Source organism: Neobacillus niacini (genome assembly GCF_031457145.1).
GTDB classification, from domain to species: domain Bacteria; phylum Bacillota; class Bacilli; order Bacillales; family Cytobacillaceae; genus Neobacillus; species Neobacillus niacini_J.
Genome location: NZ_JAVDVZ010000002.1, coordinates 566,765 through 580,521 on the forward strand (window position 1 = coordinate 566,765; position 13,757 = coordinate 580,521).

Here is a 13,757-nt window from a genome sequence, read left to right on the forward strand (position 1 = left end):
TTTTTTGGAGGTAACTTACAGGTGAAGGTCATTCAGTATGTAGTATTTTTGTTAGGATTAACCTTCTTCGGCTTAGGAAATGCCATAGCCGTAAAGGTGAAACATGTAGGCTTACATCCTTGGAAAGTTTTAAATGTGGCATTATATCAACATTTCGGACTTACTATAGGGACCTGGGGAGTAATCTGCGGATTATTACTGGTTAGCGTTTCTTATTTTACTGCAAGAGAGTATATTAGAATCGGGACTTTCCTAAATGCCCTTTTAATTGGACCGATTATGGACTTTTTTCTATGGTTAAATTTTTTACCCGAGCCCACAAACTCGTGGGTCGATTATCTTATTCTATTCTGTGCCATTGTAATATCTGGTATTGGCGGCGGAATGTATGTTGCAGCTGGTCTTGGTGCCGGACCACGAGATGGTTTTATGCTTTCAATTTCAAATAAAACTAAATTAACCGTAAGCCAAGCACGTATCCTCGTTGAAAGTTTTGTTTTAATTATTGGTTTTATCTTAGGTGGACCAGTATTTATAGCCACTTTCCTCTATACATTTATCCAAAGTCCAGTATTCCAAAGGTCTTTGAGTCTTGTTAAGAGCTTAATTGAAGTGCTAAAAAATAGGAATAAACAAATTAGAGAAGATGTTTACTTATAAAACACGTCTTCTCTAATTTTAACTAAATAACTTCTACTCTATCAGTACTGAAGTCGTGATAATATGTTGGGTGAACTAAATCGTTCATACTATGCTCATTTTCCTCAGCAAAGTAGGAGGATAACTTCCCTTCATAGACTAATTCTAGCGAAGTGGATTCTTTTATATCATCAGGGGTAACAAGCGAAAGAGGCTTTTGTTTATTGATTTTTACCCCAGACTCCTCAAGTAGAGCGGCAACGAAATGGGAACAAAAGAATGCATTTTTTCTATCCAACTCCAAATTGAACATGACAGCGAATAAACCTAATAGATTGTAGCGATAATCGCCTTTATTTTTTTCAATTTCATTAATTTTTCGACAAATTGTATCATACTGTTTTTCTGAGATGGTACAGCAATAGATCGCACAATCTGCATTCCGAAATATGCCGCCACGGATATTCTCTCTAACAAAGCCGGCTAGGAATGGATTGCTAGGTCTTTTTCTTCCAAAACTATAGACATCCCATAATTGATCATCTAGTGCTATGGAAGCATGATTATGTGGCTTCTTCGTATATAGTTTAATCATTTTTGTTAAAACCGTCCCCGTATCAGTAAGAAGTACGTAAACCTTCCTCATCCTATATTCCCCCTTCATTTTTCTATAGGAAGGGATTTTCTTCACATTATCCCTTGATTATATTTTCTCATTCGCCCACTTGAATATAGATTTATATATATTTCTTTATTTTATCATAAAGTACTTGGATCCCGGCATTAACAATCTCAGGAATTATTTTTAACTAAGACCTAAGACTTATCTATAAAATGGATTTCTCTTTATGCTCATATATTATCATTTACTAAATTTAATTCCTCATCGAAACACAATTTTCCTGTTTTTTCAAAAAAATTTCCCGTTTTTAACAATTCAAGCATAAAATAATACATTCATTGATGATAAGGGGTGTAATAAATGGGATTATATATTAACAAAGACAAACATCCTACCGTTTTTAAAAATAATAAGAAAATACTTGAGCCAAACCAAAAGTTGGCGAGAAGGGATATTCTTACAGAAATAATAGACGAACAGCAACGAGCAAATGTTTCACTGATTAAAGCTATCAATGATATGAAGCACCAGTTTCTAACCCAAGAGGTAGTACAAGCAAGCCAATGGGATAAATTCACAAGCCAATTGAATGATCTACGGACGAATAATCAAAGACATAAAGAATATGAAGATTTGATCATTGACCTGCTAAAAACACAAGAGGAATTACAAAAACAATTATCTGAAAAATTGAGTAAACAAGAAGAGTTCCAAAAAGGGGTATTAACTCGGTTGGACCAACAAGAGGCTTTGACAGAGAAAATATTTCGTCAAATCAATCATATTCGATCAATCCTTTTTGAGCGAACGAACTTCCTTGCTGAAAAAATTGATGAAGGTTATAAAATTACCTCTTCTTATGTCTATAATCTCATGACTGGATCAGACCAGCCTATTACCTTTTATTTAATGAACAATAAGAAGGAAGAAAAACAGAAATAGGTATCTGTGCCATTAGAAAAATGGCACAGTTTTTTTCTGCGCAGCTGTTGTTTCCCATCATACCATGAAAGTAAAAAACAAAAGAAGCCCTTCAAATGAGAAAAGGGCTTCCAATATGAGAAAAAAGTCTGATAAGTAACATTTCTATGAGATTTTCTTTAGTTCCTCTGATAACTGGAGGAAAGCCACCTTATTTCTTTCTTGTAAGGAGAGGTCGATTTCCTTACGGAGCACTTCTCTTCTAAATTCAATCATAACGTTGTTTAGAAACATTTCAGCAATTACAGAATCATTGTTTTCATCTGTCGGTTGTGGTGAATTTAATAATCTCTTTTCCATGGAAATCATCTCCTTGACCTTTTTCTTATTATACTGTTAGTTTTCTAAAAATTCAAATATTTTATTTATTATTATTAAAAAAGTTTTTCTTACGCATGTTAATTTAAGAAAAATTTAATAGTTTATTTAGATTGCTTTTATAACTTCTTAGTAGACTTGGCTTGTAACAAAATAATGAATGGAGGAAAAAGAATATGAATAAGAAGCTTTTAGCAGCAATTGGTATTAGTGGGACGCTTATGTTAGGAAGTGTTTATTCGATTTCAGCTAATACATCTGGGTATGACCTTTACAAGGACGCTTTAAAGAAAACTTATACGGCTGAGAGCGCGACGTTAAATCTTAAGATTAAAGTGGAAGACAACAAAAAGTCAATATTATCAGCTGAGTCTATTTTTAAATCAGATTCTGTCAATCAGGTAAACTCCATCTCCACTCGTTTAGCTAATGAATCTGAGGTTAGCAATATGAACATGTATAAGCAGGATGGGAATTGGTTTGTAATGAAGGACGGGCTTGATACTGTTTATAAAATGGATACCTCTAAAAGTCCACATCACAGTAATACAGCTGAATTAAAGGATGATTTAGAGAACCTGATTGATGTAATGACAAAAAATCTTCAGCAGCAAATTACAGTGTCAGAAAAACAAGATGGCAGCCATTTAATTGATCTTGATTTAACAGGAAAGGAAATTCCTCTAACAGCAAATGCATTAAGTACTTTAATGATTAAACATGCTGTCATGATTCAGGATAATAACGAAACTGAAAGCTCAGACTTTCACATTAAGGCAAAAGCACCTGAATTGGCTCATGATATAACACTTAAGCAAATCAAACTTACTGCACAGGTAAACAAGGAAAATTATATTGAACAACAAACTGTCAAAGTAGTTGTAACGGGGAAAGACCAACAAGGTACTAGCCATGAATTAGTCTTAAATATTGATTTAAATGTTTCTAATTACAACCAAACGACAGTAGCTCCTGTTGAGATATCAGTAGAAAAGGTAATCGAATTTAATCATGGCAAAAAATAAGAAGTTATAGGTAGAGGGTGACAATTTTGGAAAAAGCAGTGGTTATTGCCGGAATGACAAAACAATACTCAAATGGCAGAGGAATACAGAATATTAATTTAACCATTAATGAGGGAGAAATTGTCGGGATACTAGGCCCTAATGGTGCCGGTAAAACAACATTATTAAAATGTATGACCGGTTTAACTTCTCCAGATAGAGGTAAGGTAGAGTTATTTGGGGTTGACCTTCTAGGTAATTATAAAGAAGCGATTCGTCCTGTAGGAGCGTTAATTGGACCTGCTGTTGCTTATGAAAACATGTCACCCTATAAAAATCTAAAAATGATTTCCCGCTTGTATTCTGCTGTTTCCCTTTCTGATATCGATGAAATATTAAGTCAAACTGGTTTAACACCTTATAAAAATGAGAAAATGTCCTCTTTTTCAATAGGAATGAAACAGCGTTATGGTATTGCCTCAGCTCTCATATCTAAGCCGCGTTTGATCATCTTAGATGAACCCACAAACGGTTTAGATATTGATGGTTTGCTATTGTTAAGGAAAACCATTCAGGAGATAGCAAGCAATACCGGTGTAACTTTTGTGATTTCCAGTCACCATATTTCAGAATTAGAAAAATTATGTAATCGTTTTTGTTTTCTTTTCAATGGTCAGGTCTCATTTTATGAAGCAGGCAGCGATTCATTGGAGGATGTCTACGTCAAAAAGGTGGAGGGCTTGGTGACATGAACACAATCAAAGCAAATAGTTTCAATGAAATACAAAAGCTGTTGACGAAGAAGATAACCAAACTGGTTTTATTTGCTGCAGTGCTCATCCCCGTGCTAACTAAGCTACTTTTGAATAATCTATTTATTGCAGATTGGATGGCATTACCGACAGAAACTATTAACTTTACATTGTTAGATTTATTTATAACCATTTTACTACCATTATTTATTTTTATCGCAGCGACAGACTTATTTACAGGAGAAGGAGAACGTGGGACTTTAATTCAAGTCAGACCAATTAGTCGAATGGAGCTTTTCCTATCCAAATTTGCCGCTATCGGTACTATTACCTTACTTGTTCTATTATTGGAATGGTTATCTGTGAACATTAGCAGTGCTGTCTTTGATAAAGCCTTTGATTTCGCTTCTATTCCTTCAAGTCTTGGAGTATTTATTGTATCCTGGTTTCCACTCCTTGTTATCACAGCATTTGCTGTTATGTTAGCACTTATTGTCAAAACTAGTGTTCTTGCGATTTCTAGTATGATTGTCCTATATTTAATTATGATGTTTATTCCTTATGTCCTTCCTACAACCTTGTATTTGCTGCCATCTTCTTATTTGGATTGGTATATGCAGTGGCTTGGGAATGTGTCATTTCGTTGGTTGATTCAAACTGCCACCTATTTGTGCTCTTCTTTCGCATTGTTTTTTTCATTAGGCTATTATATGTTTAATAGAAAAGAAGCCTAAGGGTGATAATCCGATGTCTATTAAACTTCGTCTGATCCTTTCAAATATTGCGATGATCACGGTTCCAATCATCTTGTTTATCATTACCTCTTTTCTATTGATGATTGTTTTTCTCGGTGATATTAGAGAAATGACAAATTTTTTACCGGAGAGTCACAATTACCATAAAACAAAACAACAAGATACAATCATGTTTCTTGAACTTAAAGAAAAGTCTGTGGTAAATCCTGATGGATTGATGAGTCAGGAATACCTACAATCCCTAAACAATGACTTAAGCAAAATCGATTCAGGATTAATGATTCGAAAAAATGATGAGATATTCTTTTCAACTGCTGAACTTAGAAATGTGGATACAAAAGAGCTGCCGGAATTTGGTACAGAAAGAAGCTTCCGCAGCTTAGAAAAAGTTGGTGAGCAAACGTTTGCCATTAAGCAGCACGACTTTTTCCTGCAGGATGGCGCTCGGGTTTCACTATTTTTAATGAGAGACGCAAGCCCCTGGAATAGGTTTGTAAGAACCTTCTTTCCGATTCTATTTGGTTTATGTTTATTGATTTTAATTGCAACAAATGGACTATTAGCTTATTTTGTTTCCAAGAGTATTATCAAACCCATTAATCAATTAAAAAAAGCAGCTCATTTTATAAAGAACGGAGATCTCGAGCATTCGATGATTGCAATTAGGAATGACGAGATTGGGCAATTAACACAATCATTCGAAGAAATGCGAATTCAATTAAAGGAGTCACATAAGATTCAGAAGCAATATGAGGATAACCGGAAAGAATTAATTGCACATATTTCTCATGATTTAAAAACGCCTATTACATCAATTAAGGGCTATATTGAAGGAATTCGTGATGGGGTCGCAGACACACCTGAAAAGAGAGCACGCTATATTCAAACCATCTATACAAAAGCAGTGGACATGGATCATTTGATTGATGAATTGTTCTTATTCTCTAAGCTAGATTTAGGCAAAGTCCCATTTGATTTTGAAAGACTCGATATTAAGGATTATTTAACCGACTATTTCGAGGAATTAAGCTTTGACCTAAGAAAACAGAATGTTGATTTAAATTTCCAATATACACCAAATGGAATTTACCATGTTCTAGCCGATAGGGAAAAGATTAAACGAGTCCTAGCAAATATTATTAACAATAGCTTGAAGTACATGGATAAAGATAAAAAGGAATTAAAAATATCGCTACATTCAACTGATGAAAATGTAGTGATATCCATTACTGATAATGGACCAGGTATTCCCGATGAGGCCATTCCCTTCATCTTTAATCAATTTTATCGGGCCGAGCAATCAAGAAATAATTTAACGGGCGGCAGTGGTTTAGGACTTTCAATAGCAAAAATGATTATTGAAGAGCATAATGGAGAAATAAAATTAGAAAGCACATTAATGATTGGTACAAAAATTACCATTATTTTGCCGAACCATACCTTTGTCTTGAGGAGGCCACATCATGAAAAAGATTTTGATTATTGAAGATGAAAAGAGTATTGCAGAGTTAGAACAGGATTATTTAGAAATCAACGGCTTCCAAACAGAAATGTCCCATACAGGTGATAGTGGCCTTCAGAAGGCACTTATACAGAATTATGATTTAATTTTGCTTGACGTTATGCTGCCAAACATTGACGGCTTTGAAATTTGCAAAAAAATACGAAGTCAGAAAGACGTCCCAATCATTATGGTGACAGCTAAGAAAGAAGAAATCGATAAGATAAGAGGTCTTGGACTAGGTGCAGATGATTATTTAGTAAAGCCTTTTAGCCCAAATGAAATGGTAGCTCGAGTGAAAGCACATATTTCCCGTTATGAGAGATTATCAATGAAACAAAATACTGAAAACCAAGGAATATATATCCGTGGGTTATTCATCGATAGGTCATCAAGACGAGTTTTTGTAAACAATCAAGAAATTACCTTAACCACAAAAGAGTTTGATGTACTTACATTTCTAGCCTTGAACCCAGAACAAGTCTTCAGTAAAGACCATCTATTCGAGAGAATATGGGGCTACGACAGCACCGGAGACGTCTCAACCGTCACCGTCCATATCCGTAAAATAAGAGAAAAAATCGAACAAGACCCATCAAACCCAGAATACATCGAAACCGTATGGGGTTCGGGCTACCGTTTTCATTAATTCGGTGAACACCTAAAAGGTGTCACCTTGGTGACAGGCACCACCAAAAGACAGTGTCCACCTCAGGTGGACACTGTCTTTTGGTGTTAATGAATTTGGCTTTGGAATAATGTGTTACGGTTGTTGAATTTTGTGACTAGTTTTATTAGGAATAGGTTGGCGATTAGCAGACCTGCTCCAATTAAGAATAGAATGAATGGGCTTAAGAAGAAGAGCCCACTTGCTTGTGAAATAATGATTCCAACGATTGGTAACACAAGCAGTCCCCCAAATTGCTGGGCTTCTTGAAACGTTTTTACCTTTGCTGAGATCAAAACATTTAAGATGATATTAAACATGACCAATAATGGGATAACCCAAAACATCAAAATCATCCAAGTAGAGTTAAAATATAGGATAACTTCAAAATACGGATACGTGATGACATTTACAATAATAAAACTAACAATAAAAGCCGCAAAAGAGATACCTAAGGTTGGAATCAGAGATGCAAGCACTTTACCAAGAAACAAGTCGGTAATGGAAATGGGTGCAAACAACAATGTTTCTAACGTATTTCTCTCCTTTTCACCCACAAAACTATTTGATGATGTAACCATTGAATTAATAATCGCTACCATCAAAAAAAAGGGAATCATCATAAAGGTTAAGAAAAAATACACAAATTTATAGCTAAGTGATGGCAAAGCTGCAAGTGTATTTCTCATATCCACACTTGGGAAGCCTTTAATAAAAGCGTTTATAGGTTTTTCGATATCTTTTGAAGAAGTTCCTACTATATCAAAATGAATTCCGAAATAGGCAATACAAGTTGGCACAACAATACATATGATTAAAGCAACAATAATCATTGGAACCCAAACCTTTTTGGATGAAAAGGTTGCTTTCATATCTTTCCGCGCAATGGTTAAGATTGTGTTTTTATTCATCGCCTCTTTCTCCCCTTATATTAAAGTAAAGAGCCTCAAGACTTCTATTGGTTATTTCACAACTATGAACCCAAGTTTCACTTAGAATATTAGTTAATAAAGGAGTAATCGCATCCTTTGAGGCCAAGAGAAATTCTAATTGATTGGACCCTTTTCTATTGTACGGATACCCCTTGTAGCTTTGGCTATTAACTGGATTGAGTCCCGTTTCTACTAATAAACTAATTTCCTTTAGATATTTATCTTCTAATTCCTGCTTAGCTCCTTTTTCTACTATCCTACCTTCATTAAGGAACAAATAAGAATCACAAATAGATTCAAGCTGATGCAGCACATGCGAACAAATTAGGATTGTTACCCCTTCTTCTTGATTTACTTTATATAGATAGTGAATTACTTCATTGATTCCCTCTGGATCTAAGCCATTGGTCGGTTCATCTAGAAATAAAAGTCTTGGATTATGCAATAAAGCCTTTGCCAGTGAAATCCTTTTTTTCATTCCCGTTGAAAAGCTCCCTACGACTTGATCCTTATATGGCAGCATATCGAATTGCTGTAGCAGGTAATTGATTCTATTTGAATAATATTTTCCATATAGTTTAGAAAAGAAAGCCAGATTGTCCCATGCACTCATATCATGGTAGAGGCTTGCACTTTCCGTAACAATCCCTGCTCTTTTTCTAATTTCATCTCCTTGTTGCTTTGGATCAAAATTCATCACCTTCATCTGACCGGTTGTTGCATCAATTACTCCATTCAACAAACGAATAACCGTTGTTTTCCCTGCCCCATTTGGACCTAGCAGTCCATTGATACTGCCTTCTTTAATGATAAAAGATACATCTTTTAATATTTCGCGATTATTAAACTGTTTGCTTACGTTATCAACTTCAATTATATTTGTCAAAATTTCTCCCCCCAAACCTTCATCCTTCTTTATAACGTTTAATCCTGTATTTTCGTTCAAAAAAAGGTTACTATTTTTTTGATAGACTTATAATTGACCATATGTTCGAAAGGTTTTTGTCATGATAATGACGAATTGAATGTAGAAATAAATTTAGAGGAGAATCCAAATGTCTATAAAAAAAGGGACGATTCTAGTCGTTGAGGATGAAGAAAAGATTGCAAGAGTATTAGAACTGGAGCTTGAATACGAGGGATATTCAGTTACAAAAGTAATAGATGGTCTTGAAGCACTAGAAGCATATCGTACCGGAAGCTGGGATTTAATTTTATTGGATGTCATGCTGCCAGGACTAAGTGGGATTGAACTACTCAGGCGGATTCGAAAAAATGATTTGCTGACACCTGTTATTCTATTAACAGCAAAAAGCTCTGTTGAAGACAAAGTGTCTGGTCTAGACCTTGGAGCAAACGATTATATTACAAAGCCTTTTCAAATTGAAGAATTGTTGGCAAGAATTCGAGCAGCCTTACGAATAAAGCAAGTTGAACAACCCGAGAATGAAAACGATGATTTGTTGCGTTTTACTGATTTAACCATTGATCAAAAATCAAGGGAAGTAATCCGAGCTGGTAAACCCATTGAATTGACCCCCCGAGAATTTGATTTACTCGTTTATCTAATTGTGAATAAACGACAAGTGCTGAGCAGAGACCAAATCTTAGAGGCCGTATGGGGTTATGACTTTTTCGGTGATACGAATGTAGTCGATGTTTATATTCGCTATGTTAGGAAAAAAATAGACCTGCCACATTTACCCGTGTTAATTCATACCGTTCGAGGCGTGGGTTATGTTATGAAGGATGCCAAATGAAACTAAGAAATAAAATCAATCTTTATACTGCATTTTTGTTTGCACTGTTGCTGCTCCTTATCAATATTACGGTTTATTATTCATTCAACAAGTTAATTCTTGATAGTGAACTCAGTACAGCAAATATGGAAATGAAAAAAGTATCCGAAAATGTTGGAAAATCCTTAGGATCGATTCCAAAGGATACCCTGCTGAGATCTTATCTTCCAATAAATGGAATGATTCAAATCGTAACAGAAGATAACAAAAGTTTTTCAGCAGTGACTAGCCCTGGAGAATCAAATTTAAGCAAACGCAAAAGTGTTTTTTATAGTAATGAAGTAAGCAAAACGATTGAATATCAGAGCAATCCATATACCTTTGAATCAATGCCGATTATATTGCAAGACGGAAGAATTGCAAACCTACAGATAATCAAAAGTATGGAAACAGCAACTGATAATTTATCCATCCTTCGTCTAGTCCTATTCATGGTGACACTCCTGGCACTGATTCCTGTTTTAATTTCTAGCCGTTTTCTCAGTAATCTCATTACCAAGCCAGTCACATCCATGATTAAAACTATGACAGAAATAAGACAAAGCGGTCGTTTTAAAACCATAAAGCTTGAAGGAAAGTCCAAAGATGAACTGTTCCAAATGGGTCAAACCTTTAACCATATGATTGAGTTATTAGAAGTAAACTTTGAAAAACAGCAGCAATTTGCTTCAAATGCCTCACATGAGCTTAAAACTCCATTAACTATTATTGAAAGCTATGCAAGCTTGTTAAAAAGAAGAGGCTTAAAAGAACCACAACTATTCTCTGAGTCGATTGAGGCCATTCACTCCGAAGCCATTCGCATGAAGGAAATGACCGAACAGCTGTTAATGTTAGCCAGAAATCAGGAACAATGGAATATCGAGCTAGACCAGGTAAATCTTCACGAATTAATTAACCAAACCGTGAATGCATTCAAGAATGCATATAATCGGGATATCAAATTAATAGCGGAGAATGAAACCCCACTAATTATTAAAACCGACGAAAAAAAACTAAAGCAGCTGCTTTTTATATTTTTAGATAATGCAAGGAAATACAGTGATGAAATAATCTCGGTAGCAGCAGGAACAGAGCAGGATGAGGTATTTATCAAAATAATAGATCGTGGAATTGGCATTCAAGAAGATGAACTCTCAAAGGTGTTTGATCGCTTCTACAGGGTAGATAAAGCTAGGAGCAGAAAACAAGGTGGTTCTGGTCTTGGATTGTCGATTGCCAAAGAAATTGCCGATGCCATTGGCGTTAGGCTACATTTGGAAAGTAAATTAGGTGTAGGAACAACAGCCACACTTTTTTACAAGAAAAAGTGAAAAATCTTAGCAATTTCTCACCCTTTTCTAATTTTCATGTAAGAAAATAGATGTAATAAGGTGGTGATTAAAATGAAAAAAATATCTTGGTTTTGGGTCTCCATTTGTTCTTTATTCATAATTATTGTATTTGTCAGCTGGCAGCAGTTTGGAAAACTTACCCCCTCTGCTGACATTTTAACTGAAAAGGAAGCTCAGAAGCTTGTCCAAGAACGTTATCAAGGTAAGGTTTCTTTAATAAAATTTGACAGTCAGCAATATCATATAGAACTAGAAAAAATGGATCGACTTTATGCCATTAAGTTAGACGCAGAAAGTGGAAAGGTTTTATCATTTGCCGAAACTAGTTCTAGAACAAGCACACCACCACCAACACCCACTCCTCCTCTTAAAGTTGAGTTAACAGAGGAAGAAATAAAAAAAATTGTCCTGTCAGCAGTAAATGGCTCGCTAGTATCCTTAGAAAAAGTTGTTAATAACCAGGAAACAACATATAAGGCTATCGTGAATGAGATTGAAAAACAGACTACGATAATCGTCGATGCCGTTTCAGGTACTATCCTCTCCTCCACATCTACAGTAATCAATCAGCCGCCGAAGCGATTGGCAGAGCCGGAGACTGTTCAAATCGCGCGTACACAAGTTGAGGGTGAGGTAGATGACATTTGGCTGGAAACAGTGAACGACCAAACCTATTACTTTGTTAAAATTGAAACCAATGATGACCGTGAAGCTACTGTACAAATCCATGCCATAACCGGTGAAGTGGTATCTGTCACCTGGGATGATCATGAAAGTGACAGAAAAGACAAAGATGACGACTAGTAAGTTAATAGTAACCAAGCATTTCTCATCAATTTCTAATGTTTCTATCCTTTTTCTCTCATTTTAGCTGGATATACTGTAATTGTAGAAAGGTAATACAAAAAAGGAGGAAACAAAAATGAATAAGAAAATATTAATCGGTGCATTGTCAGGTTTACTAGTTTTGGGTGGTGCAATTGCTGTAGGTGCTTCAAAGAACGATACACGTCCAGAGGATTCCATCCATGCAGATGACAAGACGTCAGTCATAAATCTTGAAACACAAAACATCCCTGAAATCAAAGAAGGTCAGGAAGTGGAGCTTGAAACGGAGCATGGCCAAACCTTTTACAAGGTAGAATCTGATGATGATGATGATGACAGTAGTAAGACTTCACCTTCCCAACCAACAAACACTTCAGCACTTTCAGTTGAAGAAGCATCAAAAATAGCAACAAATGAAGTCAACGGCAAGATTACCGAGGTTGAAAAAGAAATGGAACATGGCAGACTCGAATATAAATTTGAGATTCAGTCGGATCGGGGCGAGGTTGATGTTCGAGTCGATGCTGAAAACGGAAAAATCACAAGAGTGAAGTTTGATGATGACAGCAGAGATGATCGATATGATGATGATGACGATGATGATAAGGGCAGAGGTAGTGATGAAAGCGGGATTGATGGATAGGTTTAAGCTGGGACAATCGGTAAGTCGATTGTCCTTTTTCATGTCCATATATATGTGATTTACACCTATTGGTAATAATAAACAAAAAAATATATATAATATGTTAATCACAACAATAAACCTTTAACACTATCCTAAATATGGAAAATAAGTTTAATATGAAACCATAGGAGGTAGTTTATTTGGGTGAGTTTTTTTCGGGGATACCCTATTTACGTTTGGGTGCTGGTGAGCCTCTTGTTTTTATTCATGGCCTTGGTGCAATAAAGGAGGGATGGTCCACCCAGTTTAAGTTTGCAGCGCAGTATGACCTGATTATTCCAGACTTACGGGGACATGGAGAATATATTACAGATGGAGAAATATCTATTTCAAACTTTGCACAAGATGTTATTACGTTATTGAGAGGACTCGGAATTGAAAACGCTCACATTTGTGGATTATCAATGGGAGGGATGGTTGCGCAAGAAATCTATCGTCAGGCACCGGAAATGTGTCGGTCCCTCATGCTCGTAAGTACATTTCATTATGCACCAAAACATTTCGGACAGCTATTCTTAAAATTTCGAAAGCTAAGAGCAGAGTCGCGGCCCATTGAAGAGCAAAAAAATTTAGCTGCACGTATTTGCCTTTACTCATGGACGGAGGAAAACTTTGAGAATTTCTATAAATTTTATCAGCCGAACCGTGAATATTATCTGCCATCAATGAAAGCTTGTCTTGAGGTTAATAACATATGCCTGCTTTCAAAGATAAAGGTCCCTACTTTAATCATTGGCGGTCAGTACGATACTGTCATACCTGTTTGGTTACAATTTTTAATGCATAAACAGATTAGACATTCTGAATTTGTCATTTTCAGAAATACAGGACATGTTGCCAAGCTTGAGGCTAAAGATGCCTTTAACGAGGTACTGCAAAACTTTCTACACAAACATAAAAAGGCAAGTTAAGGGAAGGACCACTCCTTCCCTTTCTCACA

General features: G+C 35.7%; 16 protein-coding genes. 12 read left to right on the forward strand and 4 right to left on the reverse strand.

Going from position 1 to position 13,757, the window contains the following annotated elements:
* The first annotated feature begins 21 nt into the window (after positions 1-21).
* Entirely contained in the window at positions 22-660 is a 639-nt protein-coding gene (locus J2Y03_RS07590; RefSeq protein ID WP_310192495.1) for a YczE/YyaS/YitT family protein, read from the forward strand.
* A gap of 22 nt (positions 661-682) precedes the next feature.
* Here the strand turns inward: J2Y03_RS07590 and J2Y03_RS07595 are convergent, their stop codons facing one another.
* Positions 683-1,285 (reverse strand): hypothetical protein, encoded by a 603-nt coding sequence (locus J2Y03_RS07595; protein ID WP_310192498.1) that lies wholly within the window; start codon positions 1,283-1,285, stop codon positions 683-685.
* A gap of 336 nt (positions 1,286-1,621) precedes the next feature.
* Here J2Y03_RS07595 and J2Y03_RS07600 point away from each other — a divergent pair, with 336 nt between their 5' ends.
* Positions 1,622-2,203 (forward strand): hypothetical protein, encoded by a 582-nt coding sequence (locus tag J2Y03_RS07600; protein ID WP_310192499.1) that lies wholly within the window; start codon positions 1,622-1,624, stop codon positions 2,201-2,203.
* A gap of 144 nt (positions 2,204-2,347) precedes the next feature.
* Here J2Y03_RS07600 and J2Y03_RS07605 read toward each other — a convergent pair whose 3' ends face one another.
* Entirely contained in the window at positions 2,348-2,542 is a 195-nt protein-coding gene (locus J2Y03_RS07605) for an IDEAL domain-containing protein (RefSeq protein WP_310192501.1), read from the reverse strand.
* Positions 2,543-2,736: 194 nt separating this feature from the next.
* Between J2Y03_RS07605 and J2Y03_RS07610 the strand changes: the two genes are divergently transcribed.
* From J2Y03_RS07610 to J2Y03_RS07630, 5 genes are read left to right on the forward strand one after another with little or no spacing between them, the layout of a single operon-like run.
* Positions 2,737-3,585: a hypothetical protein gene (locus J2Y03_RS07610; protein ID WP_310192503.1), complete on the forward strand. Its 849-nt coding sequence runs from the start codon at positions 2,737-2,739 to the stop codon at positions 3,583-3,585.
* Between the two features lie 26 nt (positions 3,586-3,611).
* Positions 3,612-4,316 carry an ABC transporter ATP-binding protein gene (locus J2Y03_RS07615; RefSeq protein ID WP_310192506.1) on the forward strand — a complete coding sequence of 235 codons (705 nt, stop codon included), beginning with the start codon at positions 3,612-3,614 and terminating at the stop codon, positions 4,314-4,316.
* Entirely contained in the window at positions 4,313-5,050 is a 738-nt protein-coding gene (locus J2Y03_RS07620) for an ABC transporter permease (protein WP_310192509.1), read from the forward strand. Before J2Y03_RS07615 ends, J2Y03_RS07620 begins: the two co-directional genes overlap by 4 nt.
* A 13-nt stretch (positions 5,051-5,063) precedes the next feature.
* Entirely contained in the window at positions 5,064-6,557 is a 1,494-nt protein-coding gene (locus J2Y03_RS07625) for a sensor histidine kinase (RefSeq protein WP_310192512.1), read from the forward strand.
* Positions 6,535-7,221: a response regulator transcription factor gene (locus J2Y03_RS07630; protein ID WP_310192514.1), complete on the forward strand. Its 687-nt coding sequence runs from the start codon at positions 6,535-6,537 to the stop codon at positions 7,219-7,221. The genes J2Y03_RS07625 and J2Y03_RS07630 overlap by 23 nt, the downstream gene beginning before the upstream one ends.
* 86 nt (positions 7,222-7,307) lie before the next feature.
* Here the strand turns inward: J2Y03_RS07630 and J2Y03_RS07635 are convergent, their stop codons facing one another.
* Both J2Y03_RS07635 and J2Y03_RS07640 read right to left on the reverse strand, forming a co-directional pair.
* On the reverse strand, positions 7,308-8,150 hold the full coding sequence (locus tag J2Y03_RS07635; protein WP_132085649.1) for an ABC transporter permease subunit: 843 nt from the start codon (positions 8,148-8,150) through the stop codon (positions 7,308-7,310).
* A complete protein-coding gene (locus J2Y03_RS07640) occupies positions 8,143-9,057 on the reverse strand; it encodes an ABC transporter ATP-binding protein (RefSeq protein WP_310192518.1) in 915 nt (304 codons plus the stop codon). Before J2Y03_RS07640 ends, J2Y03_RS07635 begins: the two co-directional genes overlap by 8 nt.
* Before the next feature lie 169 nt (positions 9,058-9,226).
* Between J2Y03_RS07640 and J2Y03_RS07645 the strand changes: the two genes are divergently transcribed.
* The 5 genes from J2Y03_RS07645 (at position 9,227) to J2Y03_RS07665 (ending at position 13,728) form a co-directional block, all read left to right on the forward strand.
* On the forward strand, positions 9,227-9,931 hold the full coding sequence (locus J2Y03_RS07645; protein WP_463675876.1) for a response regulator transcription factor: 705 nt from the start codon (positions 9,227-9,229) through the stop codon (positions 9,929-9,931).
* Complete coding sequence (locus J2Y03_RS07650; RefSeq protein WP_310192520.1) at positions 9,928-11,283, forward strand: sensor histidine kinase; 1,356 nt, start codon at positions 9,928-9,930, stop codon at positions 11,281-11,283. Before J2Y03_RS07645 ends, J2Y03_RS07650 begins: the two co-directional genes overlap by 4 nt.
* A gap of 72 nt (positions 11,284-11,355) precedes the next feature.
* Positions 11,356-12,108 carry a PepSY domain-containing protein gene (locus J2Y03_RS07655; protein WP_310192522.1) on the forward strand — a complete coding sequence of 251 codons (753 nt, stop codon included), beginning with the start codon at positions 11,356-11,358 and terminating at the stop codon, positions 12,106-12,108.
* Positions 12,109-12,226: 118 nt separating this feature from the next.
* Positions 12,227-12,775 (forward strand): PepSY domain-containing protein, encoded by a 549-nt coding sequence (locus J2Y03_RS07660; protein ID WP_310192525.1) that lies wholly within the window; start codon positions 12,227-12,229, stop codon positions 12,773-12,775.
* Positions 12,776-12,957: 182 nt separating this feature from the next.
* On the forward strand, positions 12,958-13,728 hold the full coding sequence (locus J2Y03_RS07665) for an alpha/beta fold hydrolase (protein WP_310192526.1): 771 nt from the start codon (positions 12,958-12,960) through the stop codon (positions 13,726-13,728).
* Positions 13,729-13,757: the final 29 nt, after the last annotated feature.

What these genes read in the sequence shown, in the direction of transcription:
- J2Y03_RS07595 (WP_310192498.1), bottom strand. Translation starts at nt 1,285, where the DNA reads ATGAGGAAGGTTTACGTACTTCTTACTGATACGGGGACGGTTTTAACA.
- J2Y03_RS07600 (WP_310192499.1), top strand. Translation starts at nt 1,622, where the DNA reads ATGGGATTATATATTAACAAAGACAAACATCCTACCGTTTTTAAAAAT.
- J2Y03_RS07605 (WP_310192501.1), bottom strand. Translation starts at nt 2,542, where the DNA reads ATGGAAAAGAGATTATTAAATTCACCACAACCGACAGATGAAAACAAT.
- J2Y03_RS07610 (WP_310192503.1), top strand. Translation starts at nt 2,737, where the DNA reads ATGAATAAGAAGCTTTTAGCAGCAATTGGTATTAGTGGGACGCTTATG.
- J2Y03_RS07620 (WP_310192509.1), top strand. Translation starts at nt 4,313, where the DNA reads ATGAACACAATCAAAGCAAATAGTTTCAATGAAATACAAAAGCTGTTG.
- J2Y03_RS07625 (WP_310192512.1), top strand. Translation starts at nt 5,064, where the DNA reads ATGTCTATTAAACTTCGTCTGATCCTTTCAAATATTGCGATGATCACG.
- J2Y03_RS07630 (WP_310192514.1), top strand. Translation starts at nt 6,535, where the DNA reads ATGAAAAAGATTTTGATTATTGAAGATGAAAAGAGTATTGCAGAGTTA.
- J2Y03_RS07635 (WP_132085649.1), bottom strand. Translation starts at nt 8,150, where the DNA reads ATGAATAAAAACACAATCTTAACCATTGCGCGGAAAGATATGAAAGCA.
- J2Y03_RS07645 (WP_463675876.1), top strand. Translation starts at nt 9,227, where the DNA reads ATGTCTATAAAAAAAGGGACGATTCTAGTCGTTGAGGATGAAGAAAAG.
- J2Y03_RS07650 (WP_310192520.1), top strand. Translation starts at nt 9,928, where the DNA reads ATGAAACTAAGAAATAAAATCAATCTTTATACTGCATTTTTGTTTGCA.
- J2Y03_RS07655 (WP_310192522.1), top strand. Translation starts at nt 11,356, where the DNA reads ATGAAAAAAATATCTTGGTTTTGGGTCTCCATTTGTTCTTTATTCATA.
- J2Y03_RS07660 (WP_310192525.1), top strand. Translation starts at nt 12,227, where the DNA reads ATGAATAAGAAAATATTAATCGGTGCATTGTCAGGTTTACTAGTTTTG.